The sequence below is a fragment of the Spirosoma sp. 48-14 genome (assembly GCF_001898575.1).
Taxonomy (GTDB): Bacteria; Bacteroidota; Bacteroidia; order Cytophagales; family Spirosomataceae; genus Spirosoma.
On sequence record NZ_MKUD01000001.1, the window covers coordinates 327,545 to 347,533 of the forward strand.

Here is a 19,989-nt window from a genome sequence, read left to right on the forward strand (position 1 = left end):
AAATCATATAGGGCGTTGCTTTAAACCAACAGATTTCGTCTAGTGAAAATTGCGTTGTAAAAGCCCTCGAACAAAATATTTTTATGCATCGGTCCTTGAATTTTCGTTTGTCAAACATAGCCTCTAAAACATCAGTGCCGTTGTTTGAAACGTTACCATTATAACCCGTTTTTTAGTACTATTGCCTCGTAAAATCCAAATGTTTCTCAACTATGTATACGTATGTATCGATAGCAGGTGGTATTTCGGCCAGCCTGTTAGCCCTTACCCTGACTTTCAACGCCAATCCAGTTACCACACCAACGATAAACGCAGCGGGTGCCTATGAAGCGCCTGCCAAAAAAGGTCCCTGGGAAACCCTGTTTGATGGAAAAACCTTGAAAGGCTGGCATATTTATTTAAAATCAGGGCAACCCATATCCGACAAATGGACGGTTGATAATGGAGCCATTCACCTCACAGCTGGTGGCGCTGGCGATCTGGTCACCGATAAAGAATACGGTAACTTTGAGCTGGAAATTGAATGGAAAATTGCGGAAGGCGGCAACAGTGGCATTATCTACCACGTGCACGAAGATCCTAAATTCAAAGCGACCTACCAGACGGGCCCCGAAATGCAGGTACTTGACAACGAGCGTCACCCCGATGCCAAACAAGGCCGTGATGGCAACCGCACAGCAGGTGCTCTTTATGATCTGCAAAAACCCATTACCCCAAATGCAGCCAAACCCGCTGGCGAATGGAACAACGCCAAGTTAATTATCAAAAATGGCCGGGCTGAGCAGTTTCTGAATGGCAAAAAGATAGCCGATTACCCAACCAGCGGCCCCGAGTGGGACAAAATGGTGTCGGAGAGTAAATTTAAGGGATGGGAAGGCTTTGGCAAGTATTCGACCGGCCATATTGCCCTGCAAGACCATGGGAATAAGGTTTGGTATCGCAACATCCGAATTCGCGAATTGTAATTTTTAATGATTGAGTGACCGAATGGCTTGGCCAGTTCCTATTCAATCATTCGATCACTCAATCATTCTATCGTTCAACCACTATGCAACGCCGAACGGCCCTCAAAACCCTTACGGGCACAGCTCTGACGCTTCCTGCCCTGACCCATTCGTTAGCCCAGCCGATGATACCATCTGAACAAGCTCCTGCCGTGTTGAAAGGAAATATTAATCATGCCGTTTGCAAATGGTGTTACGGCAAAATTCCACTGGAAGATTTTTGCAAAGCCGCCAAGGAAATGGGTATCAAAGGCATCGACCTGCTCGATCCCGATCAGTGGGCTGTCGCCAAAAAATACGGTCTGACCTGCTCTATGCCGCAGGGAGCAGGCAAAGGCATCACCCAGGGCTTTAACGACCCCAAACTCCACGACGAACTGGTAGCCAGCTACGAAGCTATTTTTCCAAAGCTGAAAGAAGCCGGACTCGATAAGGTCATTTGTTTCTCAGGCAACCGACGGGGTATGAGCGATGCCGAAGGGATGGAAAACTGTGCAGTAGGCCTGAAACGTCTGATGCCCAGTGCCCAGAAGTATGGCGTGACCATGATTATGGAGCTACTCAACAGCAAAGTGGACCACAAGGATTACATGTGCGACCACAGTGCCTGGGGGGTAGAACTTTGCAAAAAAGTAGGGTCGGAAAACTTTAAACTGCTGTACGACATCTACCACATGCAGATTATGGAGGGAGATATTATCCGTACAATTCGCAACAATCACCAATACTTCGGTCATTATCACACCGGCGGTAACCCCGGCCGGAACGAAATCGACCAAACGCAGGAACTCTACTACCCGGCCATCATGAAAGCCATCGTCGATACGGGCTATAAGGGCTTTGTCGCTCAGGAGTTCATCCCCAAACGCGACCCACTCACTAGCCTCAAAGAAGCGGTCATTCTGTGTGATGTGTAGTTTTTAAAGTAGTTAGGGGCGAGGAGTGAGTATTAGGAGAAATCACGCGTATGCAACTCCTAATACTCACTCCTCGCTCCTATTACTTTAGAAGAACATAATTCTTATACTCCCCTATCCGCCAACCTGTTAGCTTTTCGACAAAGGTCAGAAAACGCACCCGAAACGTGTAATGCTTTCGGCTGGTATCGAATGTAAAGTTCCAGTTTAATCGGTCGACGCGAGGCTGCATCACAGTAGGGTGCTGACCTTTGAACAGTGCCAGCGAGTCGATTTCGCTATAGTCAAAATTCGCCTGAGCGGCTTCTACCTCAGCAATTTTCTGGGGGTCTGTGTGCCAGAAATGATTGGCGTATCGAAGGCGGTTTTTCTGCAAATCGGGTGGTTTTACCCAGCCGTAGTGATAAATATAGGCATCGATCAGCTTTACCTTCAACTTTCGATTATCGCGCGTTCGGAATCCCTGGGCATCCTTATATGATAGCACATTCCCCTTATTCCGAACAACCCGTATCTCACGCCGATACCACCGCCGGGAGTCGCCCACATAGCTGTACGACCCAAAAAAATGGACGTATTTGAACAGCAGCCCGTCTACGTTTTTGTCGTTCAGGTAACGTTGCATAGCCTCCCGAACAGCCGGAATCGAATCTTCATGCAGCACTTCGTCGCCCTGAATATAAAATGCCCAGTCGACATCGGGCGAGACTGCCGCCAGTGCTTTATCGGTTTCCTGCGCCAGTACCCGCCCTCCAGCTCGCGCATCTGCGTCCCAGACCGTATGAATAATTCGAATTTTATCGGAAGGAATCGACTGAATCAGCCCCAACGTATCATCGTCCGATTCGCCAACGGCAATGACAAATTCATCGCAGAGTGGCAAAACCGATGTGATGGCTTCGACAATCGGATAATCAAACAAAATGGCGTTACGGATAAAGCTAAATCCGGCTACTTTCATAAAAACGACTCGAATTGGCTACGAGCCGTAAAGATAGGCTGTTTTTGATTCGTCGTCTAATCACTGTCTTTACCTTTCATTGGGGAACCAATGTATATGTATTGATCGTATTGCCTGTTTTTCGATTGGTTTTCGTAGCTACCAGTGTCATCTGAGAGTCATCAAACTGATAAACCTCATATTCCAGTTCACCTTGTGTTTCGGTAGGGATTGGTGTAAGATTTTGCAGTACCAAATAGACACGTGACCCTTGTTGGGAAATTGACCAGTCACCCTCGAACGTCTCCTTCGTGAATTCGGTCAGTTTAATACGGGAGCCTGTGAATTGTAACTCGTAATTACGGTAACCAGGAAAAAGATTATCGGTCTTTCCTTCCTGATAAACCAGGACTCCAGCCTCTTCCACACGAAGGGCTTTCCAGCGTTTATTGGCGATACCGTCCGTTATTTGACGTTTTTTGCTGACTGCTACAGGGTCATTGATAGCACATCCTGCTAGCCAAACAACTAGTATTAGTCCAATTCCATAATCAATTATATTCTGTCGCATGATCTTACTGCTTTACAAATCGGGTTGAATACTGATGACTCCTGGTTTCTAGCTGAATGAAGTACATGCCTGCTGGTAATGACCGTACATCCACCGATTGCGAACTGGCGTCTGACATCGTTTTTTCTATTACGATAGAACCAGCTTGATTGCGTATTTGCATCGTAATGGGTTCGAGGGGTAAACGACTAAACCAAAGGGCTTCCGTTACTGGATTTGGATATATAATCCATTCGACAGGAAGAGAAGAAGAAGCATTTACCAATGGGGCAGGCGATGCAATCGTATTTGACCACGGAGATGTCAGGTTCAATTGAACGGCCCTTACTCGATAGTGATACAGCAAACCAGATCGTAAGCCTCGATCGCTATACGTTGTTGTGTTTGCAGCCAGTTCGGCCACTCGTCTCCAGATTACCTGCCCATCTATCGACTGCCAAACTTCAAAGCCAGTTTCAGTTGATGAGGCATCGTTCCATTTTAAGTTTAATTGATTATAGACAGGTGACCCAGTTTCAAATTGCAGATTAGTGGGTGCAGGCAAGCCCGTTTGCGATACTGGCAAACTTACACAGACTTCATTGGTCCAATTGGAATAACCGACTGCATTTTTGGCTCGAATCAAATAACAACATCGATTCGTAGTTGGCGTTATAGCCAGATCGAGGTAACGTTTTAGATCGGTTCCGGTAATAGTTTCTATACTCTCTGTACGTTCTATTTCAACTCCGGCGTCATTCTGCCGGATTCGTATTAACGTAAGCTGAATTTCACTGTATCCTTTGGCATCCCAGGTCAATTCAACCTGATTTCCCGCAATTAATCGGGCAGTCAGATTGGTTGGGGTTAGCGGTACAGCCAGCGTTGTAGTCGAACCCGTTAGCCAACTTGATTTAGCGTCTCCGTTTACAGCTCGTACCCGAATATAATACGTTATACCTGGCTGCAACCCTATCATTGAGTACCTAACCACCCCGGCTGCCAATGTATATGATTGTGTGATTGTAGTAAATAGTGCTTCTGTACTATACTGTAATTCATAACCTGTTTCGTTCGTCGCATTATCCTGCCAGTCTACATTAATCTGTGTACCGCTGACAGCCATAGCGGTAAGAGCAGTAGGGGCAGCCAACGTTATTACCGAAGGCTCCGTTGTTTTGGCACTGTCACTTACCCACCCCTGATCACCAGCGCAGTTTTTGGCCTTCAGGCGAAACCAGTAGGTTGTGGCGGAATTTAGACCAACCAGTATTTCGCTTCGGCTAGTTTTAAGAAGTTCGCGTTTGGTGCTATTGAGATAGCTGCTGTTACTGGCAAATTCCAACTCAAAACTATCTTCGGTATTGGTAGTATATTTCCAGCTAAGGTTAATCTGCGAGGAACTGACAACCGTACTGGTCAACGATATTGGTTTGGTTGGTAAAGCAGGCTTCAATTCGATTTGGCCGGTGTTCCATGGGGAGTAATCAGCCCCTTTAACGGCTGCTATTCGTACGTAATAGGTCTGGCAGGATTGCAGATCCGTAATCGTATAATTCGTTGTATTTGTGCTTACTGAAATGGAAGTAGGATTGGAGAATCCAGCATTGCCCGCATACTCAATCATAAACCCAGTTTCGTTTTCCGACATATCCGTCCAACTGACGGCTATCTGCCTACCATCTGGCGTTCCAGTTAGTTTCAGGTTGGTTGGAGCTATCGGTAATGACGGCTTTACAGGCAGTGTAGTAGCCTCTAGATAGACCCAGTCAGAAGCCAGCGGTGTCGAGGGTATGCCATTATTCGATGCCCGAAGGCGAAAGTAATAACGAGTATTTGCCTGTAGACCACTGATGGTGATGGTTGTTCCGGTCACTTGCAGTGTTTGCCCACTCAATCCATTGGTAAAATTCGGATCAAGCGCATATTGCAACTCAAGAAACGTTGCGTTACTACCCGCATTATTCAGATAATCGACCCGAATTTGCGCACTCGATAGTACTGTCAGCGTGTAAGTTGGCGCGGCTGGTATAGCAGGTATGGCAATCGATTTACTTTCCGATAATGTACTTCCCCCATTGTTGCTTGCATTGATCCGATACGCGTATGTTTTACCGGTCTTTACAGTACGGTCCTGATAGCTAGTCAGGGGAGCGTTTACTTTAGCCAGTTCAACAAATCCACCCGTTCCCTCAGCCCGTTGCACTTCGTAAGCCGTAGCCCCCCCCCCATCTGTCCAACTGACATCTACCTGATTAATCGAAATCAACGCTAACTGCACATTAGTAGGTGCATTCGGGGCTTTGGGTAGTACTGTGATGCAGGCTTCGTTTGAATAGCCGGAGTTGCCTGCTGAATTAACAGCCCGTACCCGATAACAGTACATACTGCCATTAATTAGCTTACTATCTAAAAAAGTACCCGTTCCACTAAATGGCCCTGATGTATAGATTCGGGAAAATGCCCCATTGTTGTCCTTACGCTCAATCTCATACCCTGTTTCATAGGCTGTTTTGTCCTCCCACGAAAGCAACGCGTTAGTACCATCAAGTGTAACCAGCAGTTTTCCTGGATTTTCTGGAACCGGAAGTGGTGTTGCCACCTTGCCAAATCGTGCACAGGCCGAACCTGCACTATTGACGGCACAAACCTGGTAGTAATAGGTTTTCCCCGCCAGTACCCCATTATCGATAAACGTTTTACTGTTGGCTGCAACCTCGCCTACTCCCACCCATGGACCATCTGATGATTGATCACTACGGCTGATGGTAAACTTGGTTTCATTAGTTGATTGGTCGTCCCAGGTTACTTCAACTTGGGTAGGTGCTTTTGCCACAGCTTTCAGATTCGCTGGTGCTTCGGGCAGCGTGTTATCCGTTGTAGCCGATACAGTTCCCGACCAATCGGACCAGTAATCGGTTTTATTGATCGTATTTTTGGCTCGTATCTGTATATAATAGGTATGACCCGATAGCAGTTTATCGAAGGTATACGTGATTTTATCGGCTCCCAAATCGGCAGATACGACTCCCTTTGCGAAATCCTGTACATCCGATTGACGAATCTGATACCCTTCCACGCCACTAACACTATTCCACCGAACGCCTATGGTACTGGTCGTTTTGCCTGATACGCTCAAACCACCTGGCACATCAGGGGAAGCATCCTGTGTTTTAGCCTGTGCGGTCACCCAATCCGATTCAAGCAAGATTTCACTCTCCAGATACGACTTCTTCAATCGGAAATAATATAGGGTAGCGGGGTCCAGAGCATCAATCGTGTTAGTGTTACTGGAAGCCTCAAAGGATTTCCGGGTTACATTGCTGAAGTTCGCCGTTTTGCTGTATTCAAGTACTGTAGGCTTATCGCTTTTCCAGCTCAACTTGATCTGAATAGGCGAGGTAGTCGTCGCTTCAAAACCTGTTGGCGTTTCTGGTTTCGGCAATGAGTTGGTCGTCGCTTCGGCACTGGCATAGGTAGGTGACAGTTTCGATTTGTATTCGGCCTGAATTCGATAGTAATACTTCGTGCCGGGCTGTAGCTTTGTATCACTATGCGACCGAGCTGTAGCCTCTTTTTCAGCAAGATTACTAAACGACCTGTTGTCAGTAGATCGCAAAATCACAAATTTCTCAACCGTAACTCCATTATGGGTCCAGACTAGGTCAATCTGGCTAGTCGAAATTGCTTTGGCTGAAAAAGCGGTTGGTGCTACCTGGGCAGAGACAGATAGACTCAGTACACCAATCAGCATCAGCGTTAGATACAGGCGTTTCATGATGGATCGTATTTATTTTGACAGTAAGCTCAACCCGCTCGTCTGCTGACTTTGAACAGTAACAGCTACACGAAACTGATTCGAAAAATAGGCAGGCCCATCAGATCGAAATACGCGTATCGACCGACCGTTAAGCAAATACGTATTCGTGGATTCCCCCTCAACCAGCATTATATAGTGCACATCCTTGATGGTTCTTTTATCGGAAGAAAGCCGTCCGATTATAACCACCCGATTGGTGTAAGATAAATTGTTGGTAGTACCGGTTAAGGCCATGCAGATTCTGAACACATCATCGTGGCCACTTACCTCAGTCCAGAGCGAGTTGCCGCTCAAAATCAAATTCGGGTTGCTCGCATCATCATACTGCTTGATATCCACTTTTAGCTTCCCGTCTGGGTAGGTGAACCGAAGCCGTAGTTTGCCAAAATGCTCATCAAGGTAGATTTTATCCTGGCTGCGATTGGATGAATGCAGAACTGGGGTAAACTCAAAAACGCTACCATTGATAAACCCTGGCGGGTTGGTTCCGTCGCCATCAGCCAGTGCAGTAAATCCACTTAATTGTTTTTTGGCAACCTGATCTATAATTACCTGCGGAATGCAGGTTCCGGGAGTTGGTGGAGCGTTTGACGCAGTGGTTGAATCCGGAATTTGTCCACCATTACAAAGTACGCCCTGGAATACCGTACTCGTTCCTTGCGGTATCACAATTTTTCCGTCTGTAAATAGCGAATTGTTAAAGCTATCATCAGGAAGCGACCACTTACTAGGAATTTTGTCAACTCGTTTCAGCAACAGTATGGTTGCCAGCGAAAGATTCTGCTTATTTTCTTTTACATACTGCTCGACTTCCTCTTTTAGCGAGGAGAGAAGAGTAATTTCAAACGTGGCTTTCGGTTCGATCTCGATGTAGTTGGACATAGATACCCCATTACCACTTGTTGAGCAGGTATATTTAGCCCCATAGCACATACCCAGAATCATTACAATATTTGTAGGCGCTGAAAATAATTTGATGGCAAAAAAATTAAGCTGCCCAATATTGATTTTGATCGTTGGCGTTAGGCAGATTTTGAAATCGAGCTCAATGGTTCCTTGATTGAGGACGATCCACTCACCATCCTGCGAAGTCAGCGGCTCAATATCTCTGGGGGCAGCATCGCCATCCCTGTATTCTTTTCCCCATCGAAATCGAATAGTTTTTTCGACAATTTTACCGTCAGCTTTTATAGTGCCTTTGGCAGACAAGTTGAGAGGGAGCTCAAACTGACCGGCAATATTGATAAACAGGCCACTTTCACCTACTGGTATATTTATTTCACCTAAGTCGAAAGGCGGTATGAGGGGAACTGGAACATCAACATTGACCTCACCTTCTAACTTTGTCGTCGCCTTAAAACTATCTTCAAGAGCAAAACTGAAACCCAGATAATTAATTCGCTGCAATTCAGGATTGTCCGGATTTTGCGCATTGCCATAATCAATATCAAATGTAAACTCTGCTTTTAATTGGTTTTCGAGCGATAGTTTACCATTCTGGGAGGCATTAACTTTAATGCCTTTATCATCAACTACTTTGATTGCCGATTTATTAATCTCAATGTCCTGCTTTTGATTAGTGGTGATGTAATTTCTTTTGACAAATAATTTTAAGTATTTGAAAAGCCCAGTCGGCCCTGTCAGCGGAGGGAATTTAGAACTGTAATAGAGCGTAGTAATAACCCCGTTGTTTGCGTCGCGAATACAGTTTGCATCCTGCGAAAGGGCTACGGCTGGCAACCCTGTCAACCCCGAAAAACCAACTATCTTATTAGCAGTCAGAATATTACCAGGACAGTCGTTGGCAGCCACCCGCCCACCTCGTAAATCCACCCGATTTTTAAATCGTATATCTCCCTTCAATACAATTTGATTTTGTGTAACAGAAAGAATCTCTACACTCGAACTATCGATAACAAAAACATTATCATTCAGTACCGGATTACCGACTATTGTTACGGTAGCATCTTGGCTACGATAGGTCACTGGCTCTGGATCCAGATTCGCAACCCGACATTCCTGATGGAGGCACATCAAGCTAAGAGCCAGAGTAATGGCAAGTAGTTTTCGCATGGCTGTGGATGGTTAAGGGATACGAACAATTATTTCTTCACTCAGTCGGCTTTGCCTTCCGGAAGCCAGTACCGTTTTGGCTACATAGGCATAACGGCCTTGGGGCAAAGACGTATCATAGATACCCGACCGGCTCGATTCGGCGGCCCCCACCTGTAGGAGTGGACCATTGTTCTGACTACGGTAAATGACGATGCGATAGGGTGCTGGGCTCTTCGTCCAGGTCAGGTAGGTAGCTTTTCGAGCTTCGTCGTAACGAGCCTGTATAACAGGCATATCGACAAGATAAACCGACCCAATGGGCCGCCCCGTTCGGCTCGGCGAACGCTCTGATTCAAGACCACTGTTGTCCACGACCTGTACAGAATACGCGTACGAATGGCCTTCCTGCACATTTTTGTCGAGGTATTCACGGGTCGATAACTCACTCCGATTAAACGTTTGTACCAAAACCCAGTTACTATTGATTTCGCGTCGGTAGAGCCGATAAGCTGCTACATCCTCACTTGGGCTGGTTTGCCAGCGTACCAGCACGTCGGTTTCGCGATTGACGATCTCGGTCACCAAAGGAGCCACTGGCCGTACTACATCTGGCCGATTTACCGTTAACGGCTTTGAGAAAGCAGAATGGTTATAATGCTGATCGACAGCCACAACACGGTAAAAGATTTGCCTGGTTAGTGTTCGCAGCGTAATGGTATCCCGAAATACACTGTCTGTCAGGGTATAGTTTGTACGCTGCGAAAAGGCTTGATCGGGATTGTGGGCATAAAATACTTTGTAGCCCTGTATATCCCGCTCTGCGTTCCGGCGCCAGCGTAATGTCACATAGCCGACTCCTCTGGCCGTATCGACCCTGGCAATAAGGCCCGTTGGCGGATCAGGCGGGATACTGTCGCTCATGGTTACATAAGCGGGTATCGATGGGCGTTCATTTCCTGCTGTATCTACTGCCACAACGATATAGTGGTTTGTTCCGTTGAGGTCAGCGTCGAAGTCAGTGAATGTACGCTCTGTTTTAGGAAGCAAGGTTAGACCATTCCGTATCAACAAGCGTTTGTAGCTCCCGCGTAATGCATTAGCCCGGCTTACATAAAAGCCCCGCAGATCGCCTTCGGCAGGTTCCTGTTTCCAACGTAGCAATACACGTTTTCCGCCAATATGACGTGCTGTTTCGACAAAAGGAGCAGCAGGCGGAGTCAGATCACGACCCATTCCTAAAATCACATAAGGACTGGTGATCCATTCACCAAAAGGGTTCATACCAACCAGCCGATACGAATAGGGCCGGTAATTGGTCGATACTGAATCCTGAAAATTCATGACGGGTACCGACGCATCAGTATAGAGCAAAGGTGCTTTCGTTAGCCGATGAAACGTTTTACCATCGTCCGAACGCTCAATATGATACAGCACAAACTGCCGACTAATAAGTCGGGCTGGCCAGGATAACAGAACAGTCCGCTCCTGCCCTTCGGCTGTAAGCTGTGGAGGCACAGGTTGTTCAGATGGCCGATAGGTAGAAATCGTTACTATGGCTGTATCAGCATAACGTTTCTGAGCCACAGGGAGGAGCGGATATATGCGATAAACATACTGTTTGTTTCGTCGGGCCGATGGATCAATTAAACCAAGCCCAAGGCTTCGGGCAGTCTGATGCGACCGAAAAGCAGCTAATGAAACCATCAGATGCTGAAATGACTGCTGATTGGCATCCTGGCTACCCGTCCTGTCCGTTCCAATGGGCTTGGTATTGGTAAGAGCCTGTTGAGCGGCCAGGGCACCTACGTCGGTGCTCGGGTTGATCGACGATGGCAACAGCGGGCTGGCCGTTACGGGTGTAAACGGCGTTAATTGATTGTTGATCCGTTCTGCCCGTTCGATACGATACCCATACTGGCTATAAAGCTGCCAACGGGCCGGGCGAACAGGCATCCACAAAAGCCGAAGCGTATCGGAGCGATACTGATGCCAGGTTGCTAGTTGAACTACCGGCAGTTTCAGTTGTGATGGTCTTGCCTGCGCCAGTTTGTGCTGAGCAAGAACACCCTTCGATAAAAGGCATGCAAAGAGCAATAGACGATAGGTATATTGAGCGTACATCATAAATGCTGATGATTTTTATCTGATTGTATTTACGGTAGTAGCCGCCCGATTTATAGTAGTAGCTGCCCGACTAACCGTTTGCTGAGTAGTAACTATAGCCTGATTAAGGCGCTGTTGAGCATTCTCGTAACCTTCGTAATTGATGGTCAATGGCGTTGCGGTAAGGCCATCACGTTTATTGTAGACATTGATTCCGTCGGTAACCTTAACCCAATATTCCAGGCTAGGATAGCTATAGGTTAGTCGAACCGTGTAGTTTTCGGCAGGAGGGTCCACCAACTCAATACCAACCTCCTGAGCAACTTCTCGTAGATACTGATTAAACTCGAAGCCTACTATCAAGCGATTGCTACTTGTTCTGAAGCTAGCCCGGGGGGGCAAGGCGGGATCATTGCCCAGTATTCGCAAACTATTTTCGATAATGACTCTACGAGACAGATTTTCGGAAGTGCTACCACTCTGATTTACAAGCTGAGCCTTTTTCTGTTCAAACAGCGTACGAACTTGCTGATACCAGGGGGTATTGGCTAGGACTCTGGCTTCAATAGCCGGTTGAAGCCAATCTCGACCATCGCTTATGAGTGGGTTACCAGGCCCGATATCGATGGAATCCCAGCCCTCGTCCGATGAAAAAATCGATGTCATACTCCAGTTACCGTTTGATCGAAAAGGGCTTACACGAGTGGCTGCTATTTTCTCGGCAAACGTGCTGTATTTACTGGTACTGAAGCTGTATTCGTAAATTCGTATAGCCTTTTCCTGTAAGGTTGGAGACGAGTTTCCGGCAGCAATCTGTCCATTTACCCCGAGCCCTTGCCCTGTATTGGCTAACCCCGCCTGCTGAACGATCAATCGAGGAGTCGCTATTTTCCAGAACTCCAATCGTAAGGCCCGGCTTGTGGGTAATTGGGGTAGTTTAAACACCAGCGCCCCCCGGTTATTGGGCATAGATCGTACTTCGAAAGAGACTTCACCTAGCAGCGTTTCGCCATCCTTAATTCGTACCACATTTTTTCGTGTGTACTGACTGCTATGCAGATCGGCAAATAGCTGATTTATCTCAAAATGGCTATGATTCAGCAGCACAAACCGTTCATCATTACTACCCTCGTTGGGCAGATAGAACCGTTGTCCGGCAGCCGGATAACTAAAAAGTACATCCGCAGCCGATACATGGTAATCCGTTTCTCGTATTGTGAGCGATACGATCTGTTCATTATAAAATTCGGTGTCACGCCAGTCGTTACGACCGGGGCCTGTTTTATCCTGTACGACAAACCGAACTTTAAACCTGACGAGTCCACCCGCAATCAGACGTTGATTGGCGTCGGGCGTAAATACATATTCATTTTCGCTAAGACGCTCCGTAACGGTAAGTGGAATTGCGGAACCATTAGCACGAGAAAGTGTATAGGATTTTAGCGACCACCGCCGTCTGGCAACCTGTTGAGTTCGGGGGTTGTACCACTCAAAGTATTGGTAAATAGGCTTATTGAGCCGAACAATGATAGGCTGACCACTCTCGATAGAATCACCAGGCATAACCTGCGAAATGATCGGATCAGTACCAGCGCTACGATTTTCGTCGATTGCTCCCGGACTGCACGGAGTTCCTGCCTTAAAAGGGAATTGCGTTACGGCAGGAGTTCCATCACTGTTTTCATCATCTAAAACGGCATCAACGGCTAAGCCCAATCCCCAAAAAATACCATAAGCTGCGTTTTGGATAGTGCTATTGGTAAGCTCTATTTTACCATCGATCCAGCTTGGATTAGGCCCACCAAAGTCAGCTATAAACTTCGCATTGACTTTAACAATGTCATACAGTTTATCATTAAAATTAAACTGAAGCGAGCCATCAGCATAGGCAAATGCCTGCCCACGCCCATAGAAGTTGTTGATTCCAAAAGTGCCTCCCGATCCAACGCACGAAGCGGCACCAGTATAGCGTAACAAAGCCGCATCAAAGCCTGCACTTACGTTCACTCCGGCACGGAATCCCAAAAACCAGTCGGTCTGGAAACCCCCGCCAATCCAGCCACCAAACGCAATGCCTCCGTGTGTCAGGCTAGGGTCGGGACGACCACCCCTCGTACGATTCAACTCGGCCCGAATGTCGGGCGGTATTTTGAAATAATTGCCTTTATCGGGTGGTAGCGGAGGCAATCCATATAGGCCATAGCTTCCCATGGCAAAATACATACCAGCACTGCCCAATCCTACATCGATACCAGGTATCATCAGGCTCACTTCCGAATAAAGGGGCATACTCTGGAGTAATCCACCGGGGTCACCATGATTGGTTGGTGACCAGGGGTTTCCATTGAAAATATACCAATCATCGGCACCCAGATATAACGCTACCTTACCGGCCAGAAAAGGCTCATTCGATGCGGCAGGTTGCCCTTCTATAGCTACTGTGCTGGCAGAACCAACCAGTACATTGGCTACATTGATGTACACCCGAGCAGTACCCGTCAGTTTTTTATTAACAATGTCATACATCAACCCCAGTTTTCCACGCAGCATCATCCCATCGTTGATTACCGAAAGAAAGGCGGTCTGGGGTGGTTTAATAAAGTCCATAAACCCACCTACAGCCAGGGAGTTAACCCCACCATGGTTATTTATACTTGCCAACATTCCCATACCTCCATTGAAACCCCAGCCTCCTGCTGCCACATCTGCACATGTCAAACCGAACATTACCTGCATAGCCCCTTCCTTGGGAACAAGCGGAAAAGCACTTAGTGGGCTACTGGAATTACAAGACCCTGCACTAGCAAAACGGTCGACCACCGCATCAATTGGTGGCAGATTGGGGTTGTTGGCACGTAAGGCCATATTGAGTGAAAGCCCTCCGATAAAACCCGTAATTTTCAGGTATTGCCCTAGCATAAGCTGCAATCCGCCCAGATAGCCATCTATCGAAAAGTAGGTATATCGTTGGGTTGGATCGTCGGTCCGAAGGGCTTTGCCAAAAATAGCGCCTACACTTCCTTCTACGTTCAGGCCTACACCTAGCCTGAAGGCAACACACCCCCGAAAACCATTGCCATACGTCGCATCATTTTCAATAAATTCCAGACTGCCCGATACATGGCAAACGCTTACATCAACATTAATCCGAATCGCTTTGAGAGCCAGTTGAATACTATCTATCCGGGGAGATCCGTTGGTCAACGACACTTTACCCGTCAGTTCAAGCGTTGTACCAGCTCCAAAGCCCCAGCTCTCGTTGCTTGTTTGTTGTCCATTGCACCCTCCTACCAGCATTACGTCGATAGCAAACTGCAAACCACAGCGAGCTCCTCCGGCAGCATCGAATTTCCCATCGAACAACGGAGCAATCTGGCTGATTTCAACATTGAACCCATTGAATTTATGACCGCATACGTTTCGCTGGGGAGTGGCACTGGCGGTATTACCCACAGCAGACGTTAGAGAAACGACAAACGAGCTTTTGTCGAAACCCGTGTCCGAATCATATTTTAGCCCCGTGAATGACAGTGCCTGAAAGCTCACATCTTTCTCTGGGTCTTCGATGGTCCAGTTTCCATTCAGATTGGCCACCAACCTCGCCTTTAGTGTCGTATTGGGGTAGTTTTTCGGGGTAAATGAGCACTCAATTGTAGAGCCCGCTGTCAATGAAAACCTGGATTTGAATGCTGCTGCCCGGATTGAGACCCGCTCATCAACCAGCACATCAATCTGAAGTTTACGGGTAGGGTCGGTTGCACTCACCGTTGGAAAATAGGCCCGATAGCTAAAAGGGTCATCAAATAGCGGAAAACGTAGCTTACCCACCAACGCAGGTGGCTGAAACTGATTATTTTCCATGCTCATCCGCAATGTATCGATGGAAAACTGCCACCCTGCCAAACTTCCTGCCGAATCGCCCTCAAGTTGTAACAGATTGGCCATGTAAGCAGTAAAAGATACGCCCCCATTGAAACCTATTTTCATCCCTTTGAAGCCGGCCGTAAGCGAATGGCGGGATACCGATTGCAGGGTTGCAGGAAGACCCACGCTTACGTTACCGGCATATAACCCCGTCCAGGTATTAATTTCAGCCGCGCTATTACCAGGACGTTCGGCAGCAGTCAGAACCATCGTTTCCGGATTACGGCTCGACGACAGATCAAGCGCGACGTCGGATAACGAAAACGTCCAGGAAGAGTCGGCTGTGAAGAAAAAAGGGGTTACGTTTGCCGACAATAATACATCCTGAAAATTACTGAATGAGGCCCCGAACGTAGCTTTTACAAACTGGCTACCCGCTGATGTGGCTGGTGAATTAGCTGTTTGACGGCTGACCGGACGAATAAAGTCGTACTTGAGGGTAACTTCACCGACCAGATTGATTCGTTGAAATGTCCAGTTACAGCCAAGCGAAATACTGGTTGATCTATTCGAAACACTACTGGAAGTAATACTGGTTTCTGCCCCCTTAAAGGCCAGCTCATAGGTAGGATTCGATTCGATTGTCAGATCGCTACCGAGATAAAACGTAGTGCTATCGGCCGATAATCCTTTGGGAGACAAACACACCTGTTTAGCACCAAAATATAACGGCTGGAGATCGCCCATACGCGGTGTTTGCAGAATCAGATTAATGTGGGCTCTGTCGGGCAGAAACGTCATACCGAATACCCCTACTCGGAGGGGGTCGTCGCCAACATGGGTAGCTATACCAAAAGGAAGACTAATAGCCTCATCGCTGGTAAGCTGATCCAGAAACCGACTGGCGCTTTGTAGCCCATCGAACACATCGCGAACAACGGGCAACGTACTGTAATCGATCCGAACATGCACAGCATCGCCAAATGAGGCCCGAATCTCCCCAGGAATGAAACCCGCATCTTCGATAGCTTCGGCCTGCCCACCAACGGCCGTCAGCAGGCCATTGATCCGACGAATTTCAAGATTTGTAAATCGTACGCGCACACGGCCCATTAGCCCATTATTGCTAATTTTTATGCTCCCCTCACCGCTATATTTTCCACCAGTGGGGGTTACATTCCCCTTAACCTTAATTCGGAAATACCCCATCTTGATCCGTGTTTCGTCGGTTAAGGGCTGGCTGTATACCTCCCCCTGTGTAGTGGCCACTGTAGCCGAGGTAGAACAGGCGCAATCGGGGATTACGGCGTCAAAATCATTGTCTGGATTAACAACTGCGACAGACTGATCGTTAACTAACGCTCGCCCATATACGAACACACAAACGGGGCTAAATCCTTTGTTTGGAAGATCGACCTGATGCCCCATCTGGTTTTCGACCCGCACTGAAACCCCATAGCGATAGCCGAGCTGTAGCCCTGCCGTTATGCCCTGACGTGGTGCGAAATGTTGTGGCAGTAAATTCTCCTGAAACCAATATCCAACAATAGCTCCTGTAAATTCTTTTCGAACGACTATATCCGATGCATCGGGGTTGTCCTGCAAAGCCTGTAATACCTGATTGGCATCACGCGTATCGTTTGGGAGCAGTTCAACGACGTAGAGTGTAAATTTATAATTACCATTGACCACCTGACCGGGGGGAACCATCCAGTCCCAGGAAATGGGCAATTGCCAGGCAGTTAGAGCAGGATCAAAGGGTTGTAATGTATCAGGACAGGGTACATTATTGATCGACCTCAGTTGGGGAGACACCCAGGCATTAAAATCAAGAAATACGGAATTGCACGTTCGAATATCAATCAATTGCTGGTTCAGATTAACCGGAATGGTAGTAACGCAGAGTTCATACCTACCATCTGGTATGATCGTTTCAGGGTTATTAGCATAAAACTCAACCAGCGTTTTTTCCTGACCATCCTGAAGCGTAACCGTGAATTGACTGACCGACAACTGAGCGACTAACTCCTCGGCTGTTTTCTGCACAAGTTCGTTTGGCGACAGTGTAAGGGGAAGAACGTCCTGATTGGATCGAATAGAGAAAGAGCTTGTCGAATGTTTTAGTAGAACCTGAAACTTTACGTCGATCTGTTGATTGGTTCGGTTTCGTATAGTAGTGGTTACCTCATTGAATGCCCGTTGCACATCTACCAACAGCGCCCGATATGCGCTTGGAGGTGGGCTAACACTCACATCAACCAATTTCTGGGCATGCCCGGAAATACCAATCAGGCAAAGCAGAAGCCCCATGAGGTACTGTTTGTAAAGACGGATCATGGAATAAGTGTTTTAGAAGCTGATTCCGTAAAGCAGATTACCACGTAATTCGGCGAAAGTCCGAAACTGGAGCCCGTCGGCCTGGAACCCATACTGGTTGTAGACATAAAATCCATTAACTGTCAGGTTCTGTTTCCCCTGTCGAATGGCAACACTTAGTCCGGTACTAATGAATTGCCCATCGGCCTGTCCGTTGGCGGTACGTTTCTGATTAGAATGATTGAGCGTAGTTCGTAACTTGCCATTGAACCACTGACGGCCCAGGTTGAGTGCTATGCCTACATTAGCGATGTTCCGTCCAAACGATTCAATTGCCACATAACTACCCGAAATAGCAGCATTGATATGTTGAACAGGCCAGGTTAGATTGTAGGTTAAAGAAGCCAATTCAGATGATGCCGCCGTATATTGCCGCGTGTATTGATTTTGGTCATTCGTATTCTGATATGTACCAGACAAGGTTAGCCCGTGACTCATTTGCCGGTTACTGAGTCGATAAGCAACACTACCCGTATACGACGCATTGATTACACTAACCGCCAGTGAGTCGTTGAACGCATCCCCAAATCCTCGAAACTGCCCTAAACCAAAGTTCGAATAACCTAGATTGACCTGTAGGGCAGGAGCAGGAATAAAACTCAGAGCAGCACTCCCAACGGTTCGATGGGTTGTAAAGCCCCGCAGCCCGCTGAGGTTATCACGCGATACACCATACGAACCACTCAAATTCAAGCGTCCCGCCAAAAACGAATAGCGAGGATTGATCGTAATCTGCTCCAGGTCATTCTGAAAGAAATAAGAGCCTAGTGATTGATAGTCAGGATCGATACGCTGATAAACTAACCCGATGCCGCCTTGGCGTAATTGATAATTGGCAGCAACCTGGCCAGCCGTAAAAAAAGCCGTCGATTCATTGATCCATATCAGTTTATCAAGTCCCTGAATCGTAAATCTGGAGTTGCCACGGCTCAGCAGCAGATTACGGGTAAGCAAACTGGCCCCAAGGTCAATGTCGAAAGTCAGTTTATGTTTCCAGAAACCAAACTGACTATGGATACCAGCCGCTATATTTTCCATGGGCGTAACTAACGATTGACGTGAGGGAGCCTGAATAGAGTTGATATCGTCTGTTGCTTTAAAGAAAGTCATGTCCACATAGTCACCAGGCTTTCCATAACCCAGCTTCAGGCCATACCCTACCCTTCGGTATGTTGGCCGAACATACTGGTTACGTCCTTCAAGAACTACCGTATCCTCATTGACTGCCCGGTTGAATCGTCCGTATACAGCGCCAATTCGCCAACGTCCCGGCGTTAACTCTACACCTGTACCCCAAAAGTTAGCCCCGCCCAGTGTGTAGTTCGAGAACCGAATATTCCGATAGCCCAGATGTAGCTTCGCCCATTTATAATAGGGGGATACACCGTACTGATTGAATGGCTGAGAAAACCGGCGTTCCTGCTCACTCACCACCAGCGAAAAGGGCATGGCAACCCCATAGACGGTAATGATCGGCGATCCAGACAAATACCACGATACTGGTTGACGCCTATTCGTAATTCCGTTCGCCTGATAGAAGGTCAGACCTGCCGATAGAGATCCTCGTATACTAAAGGGCTTCTGCTGATGTAAGCCTTGCAAGTTCTGCCCCTGTACATATATGGAACTCCCCACAAAACAGAGTGTCAGCAAAAGAAGAGCCCGGATAATGCCTCTAATGAATGGTAAGAGCATGTGAAAAGGTAATTTTATATCCTACATTTCTGCCGTTAGACTCATGTTAGGGACCATGTAAGGCTTGAGTTTTTGTTACCCAATTGTCTTACTGGCAACTGGGACCGTATTTGCCCGTTCGAGCTGGAATAAACTCTTTATTCCATAGCAATACGTTCTGTTTCTCGTTTAGAGCCAGGTTCGAGTATGTGGTTTGCTGACCTTCTGGCGTCAGTACGAGTTGCACCTGACCGCCCGCTTCCTGTACACCCCAGGTACCCGTTTCAGTGACAGGCCCCTGATTATCGAAACTTGCCTGACCATAGTAGTTGTAATAACCACCCGGACACAAATCCATTTTTATCACGCGTGTAAAACCACCGCTGTAAGACCGATACGTATGAAAATAATTCAATCGAGTACCCGAAAGGATGCGTCGCCATTGTGAAACCACGTCCAATTCGGTACTGGCTTCACGATCATCTACAACTAACTCGCCCCTATCAGCGCTGTCGCCCTGAGTGCAGTTAACAAAACACACAATACTGAACAGACCCAGAAGCCAGCTGGAAACGATTGCCTTACGAATAAGATTTGCGTTCATGGATATAGAGAATTTTAAATGATTGATGGAGAGTCGTGTCGATAGACCAGGAGATTGGCTACCAATTGTTGCATCAAAGTTC

Annotated in this window: 10 protein-coding genes; 2 read left to right on the forward strand and 8 right to left on the reverse strand. The window is 47.3% G+C overall.

Annotation, left to right across the window (positions count from 1 at the left end):
* The first annotated feature begins 212 nt into the window (after window positions 1-212).
* Together BGO59_RS01285 and BGO59_RS01290 are read left to right on the forward strand one after the other, a co-directional pair.
* Window positions 213-965 carry a DUF1080 domain-containing protein gene (locus tag BGO59_RS01285; RefSeq protein ID WP_293679356.1) on the forward strand — a complete coding sequence of 251 codons (753 nt, stop codon included), beginning with the start codon at window positions 213-215 and terminating at the stop codon, window positions 963-965.
* A gap of 83 nt (window positions 966-1,048) precedes the next feature.
* Window positions 1,049-1,921, forward strand: a complete 873-nt coding sequence (locus BGO59_RS01290; protein WP_293679358.1) for a TIM barrel protein — start codon at window positions 1,049-1,051, stop codon at window positions 1,919-1,921.
* A gap of 82 nt (window positions 1,922-2,003) precedes the next feature.
* On the opposite strand, the gene BGO59_RS01295 is transcribed toward BGO59_RS01290, so the two are convergent.
* From BGO59_RS01295 to BGO59_RS01330, 8 genes are all read right to left on the reverse strand, one after another.
* Window positions 2,004-2,882 (reverse strand): glycosyltransferase family 2 protein, encoded by an 879-nt coding sequence (locus BGO59_RS01295; RefSeq protein WP_293679360.1) that lies wholly within the window; start codon window positions 2,880-2,882, stop codon window positions 2,004-2,006.
* Between the two features lie 76 nt (window positions 2,883-2,958).
* Window positions 2,959-3,432, reverse strand: a complete 474-nt coding sequence (locus tag BGO59_RS01300) for a hypothetical protein (protein WP_293679362.1) — start codon at window positions 3,430-3,432, stop codon at window positions 2,959-2,961.
* A gap of 4 nt (window positions 3,433-3,436) precedes the next feature.
* Window positions 3,437-7,189: a fibronectin type III domain-containing protein gene (locus tag BGO59_RS01305; protein WP_293679364.1), complete on the reverse strand. Its 3,753-nt coding sequence runs from the start codon at window positions 7,187-7,189 to the stop codon at window positions 3,437-3,439.
* 12 nt (window positions 7,190-7,201) lie between these two features.
* On the reverse strand, window positions 7,202-9,304 hold the full coding sequence (locus tag BGO59_RS01310; RefSeq protein ID WP_293679366.1) for a hypothetical protein: 2,103 nt from the start codon (window positions 9,302-9,304) through the stop codon (window positions 7,202-7,204).
* Window positions 9,305-9,316: 12 nt separating this feature from the next.
* A complete protein-coding gene (locus BGO59_RS01315) occupies window positions 9,317-11,410 on the reverse strand; it encodes a hypothetical protein (RefSeq protein WP_293679368.1) in 2,094 nt (697 codons plus the stop codon).
* Window positions 11,411-11,425: 15 nt separating this feature from the next.
* Window positions 11,426-17,590, reverse strand: coding sequence for a hypothetical protein (locus BGO59_RS01320; RefSeq protein WP_293679370.1), 6,165 nt, complete (start codon window positions 17,588-17,590; stop codon window positions 11,426-11,428).
* A gap of 12 nt (window positions 17,591-17,602) precedes the next feature.
* A complete protein-coding gene (locus BGO59_RS01325; RefSeq protein WP_293679372.1) occupies window positions 17,603-19,324 on the reverse strand; it encodes a hypothetical protein in 1,722 nt (573 codons plus the stop codon).
* An 88-nt stretch (window positions 19,325-19,412) separates the two neighbouring features.
* Complete coding sequence (locus BGO59_RS01330) at window positions 19,413-19,907, reverse strand: hypothetical protein (protein WP_293679374.1); 495 nt, start codon at window positions 19,905-19,907, stop codon at window positions 19,413-19,415.
* Between the last annotated feature and the right edge of the window lie 82 nt (window positions 19,908-19,989).

Coding starts and splice junctions, on each gene's coding strand:
- BGO59_RS01285 (WP_293679356.1), top strand. CDS start 213: ATGTATACGTATGTATCGATAGCAGGTGGTATTTCGGCCAGCCTGTTA.
- BGO59_RS01290 (WP_293679358.1), top strand. CDS start 1,049: ATGCAACGCCGAACGGCCCTCAAAACCCTTACGGGCACAGCTCTGACG.
- BGO59_RS01295 (WP_293679360.1), bottom strand. CDS start 2,882: ATGAAAGTAGCCGGATTTAGCTTTATCCGTAACGCCATTTTGTTTGAT.
- BGO59_RS01300 (WP_293679362.1), bottom strand. CDS start 3,432: ATGCGACAGAATATAATTGATTATGGAATTGGACTAATACTAGTTGTT.
- BGO59_RS01305 (WP_293679364.1), bottom strand. CDS start 7,189: ATGAAACGCCTGTATCTAACGCTGATGCTGATTGGTGTACTGAGTCTA.
- BGO59_RS01310 (WP_293679366.1), bottom strand. CDS start 9,304: ATGCGAAAACTACTTGCCATTACTCTGGCTCTTAGCTTGATGTGCCTC.
- BGO59_RS01315 (WP_293679368.1), bottom strand. CDS start 11,410: ATGATGTACGCTCAATATACCTATCGTCTATTGCTCTTTGCATGCCTT.
- BGO59_RS01320 (WP_293679370.1), bottom strand. CDS start 17,590: ATGATCCGTCTTTACAAACAGTACCTCATGGGGCTTCTGCTTTGCCTG.
- BGO59_RS01325 (WP_293679372.1), bottom strand. CDS start 19,324: ATGCTCTTACCATTCATTAGAGGCATTATCCGGGCTCTTCTTTTGCTG.
- BGO59_RS01330 (WP_293679374.1), bottom strand. CDS start 19,907: ATGAACGCAAATCTTATTCGTAAGGCAATCGTTTCCAGCTGGCTTCTG.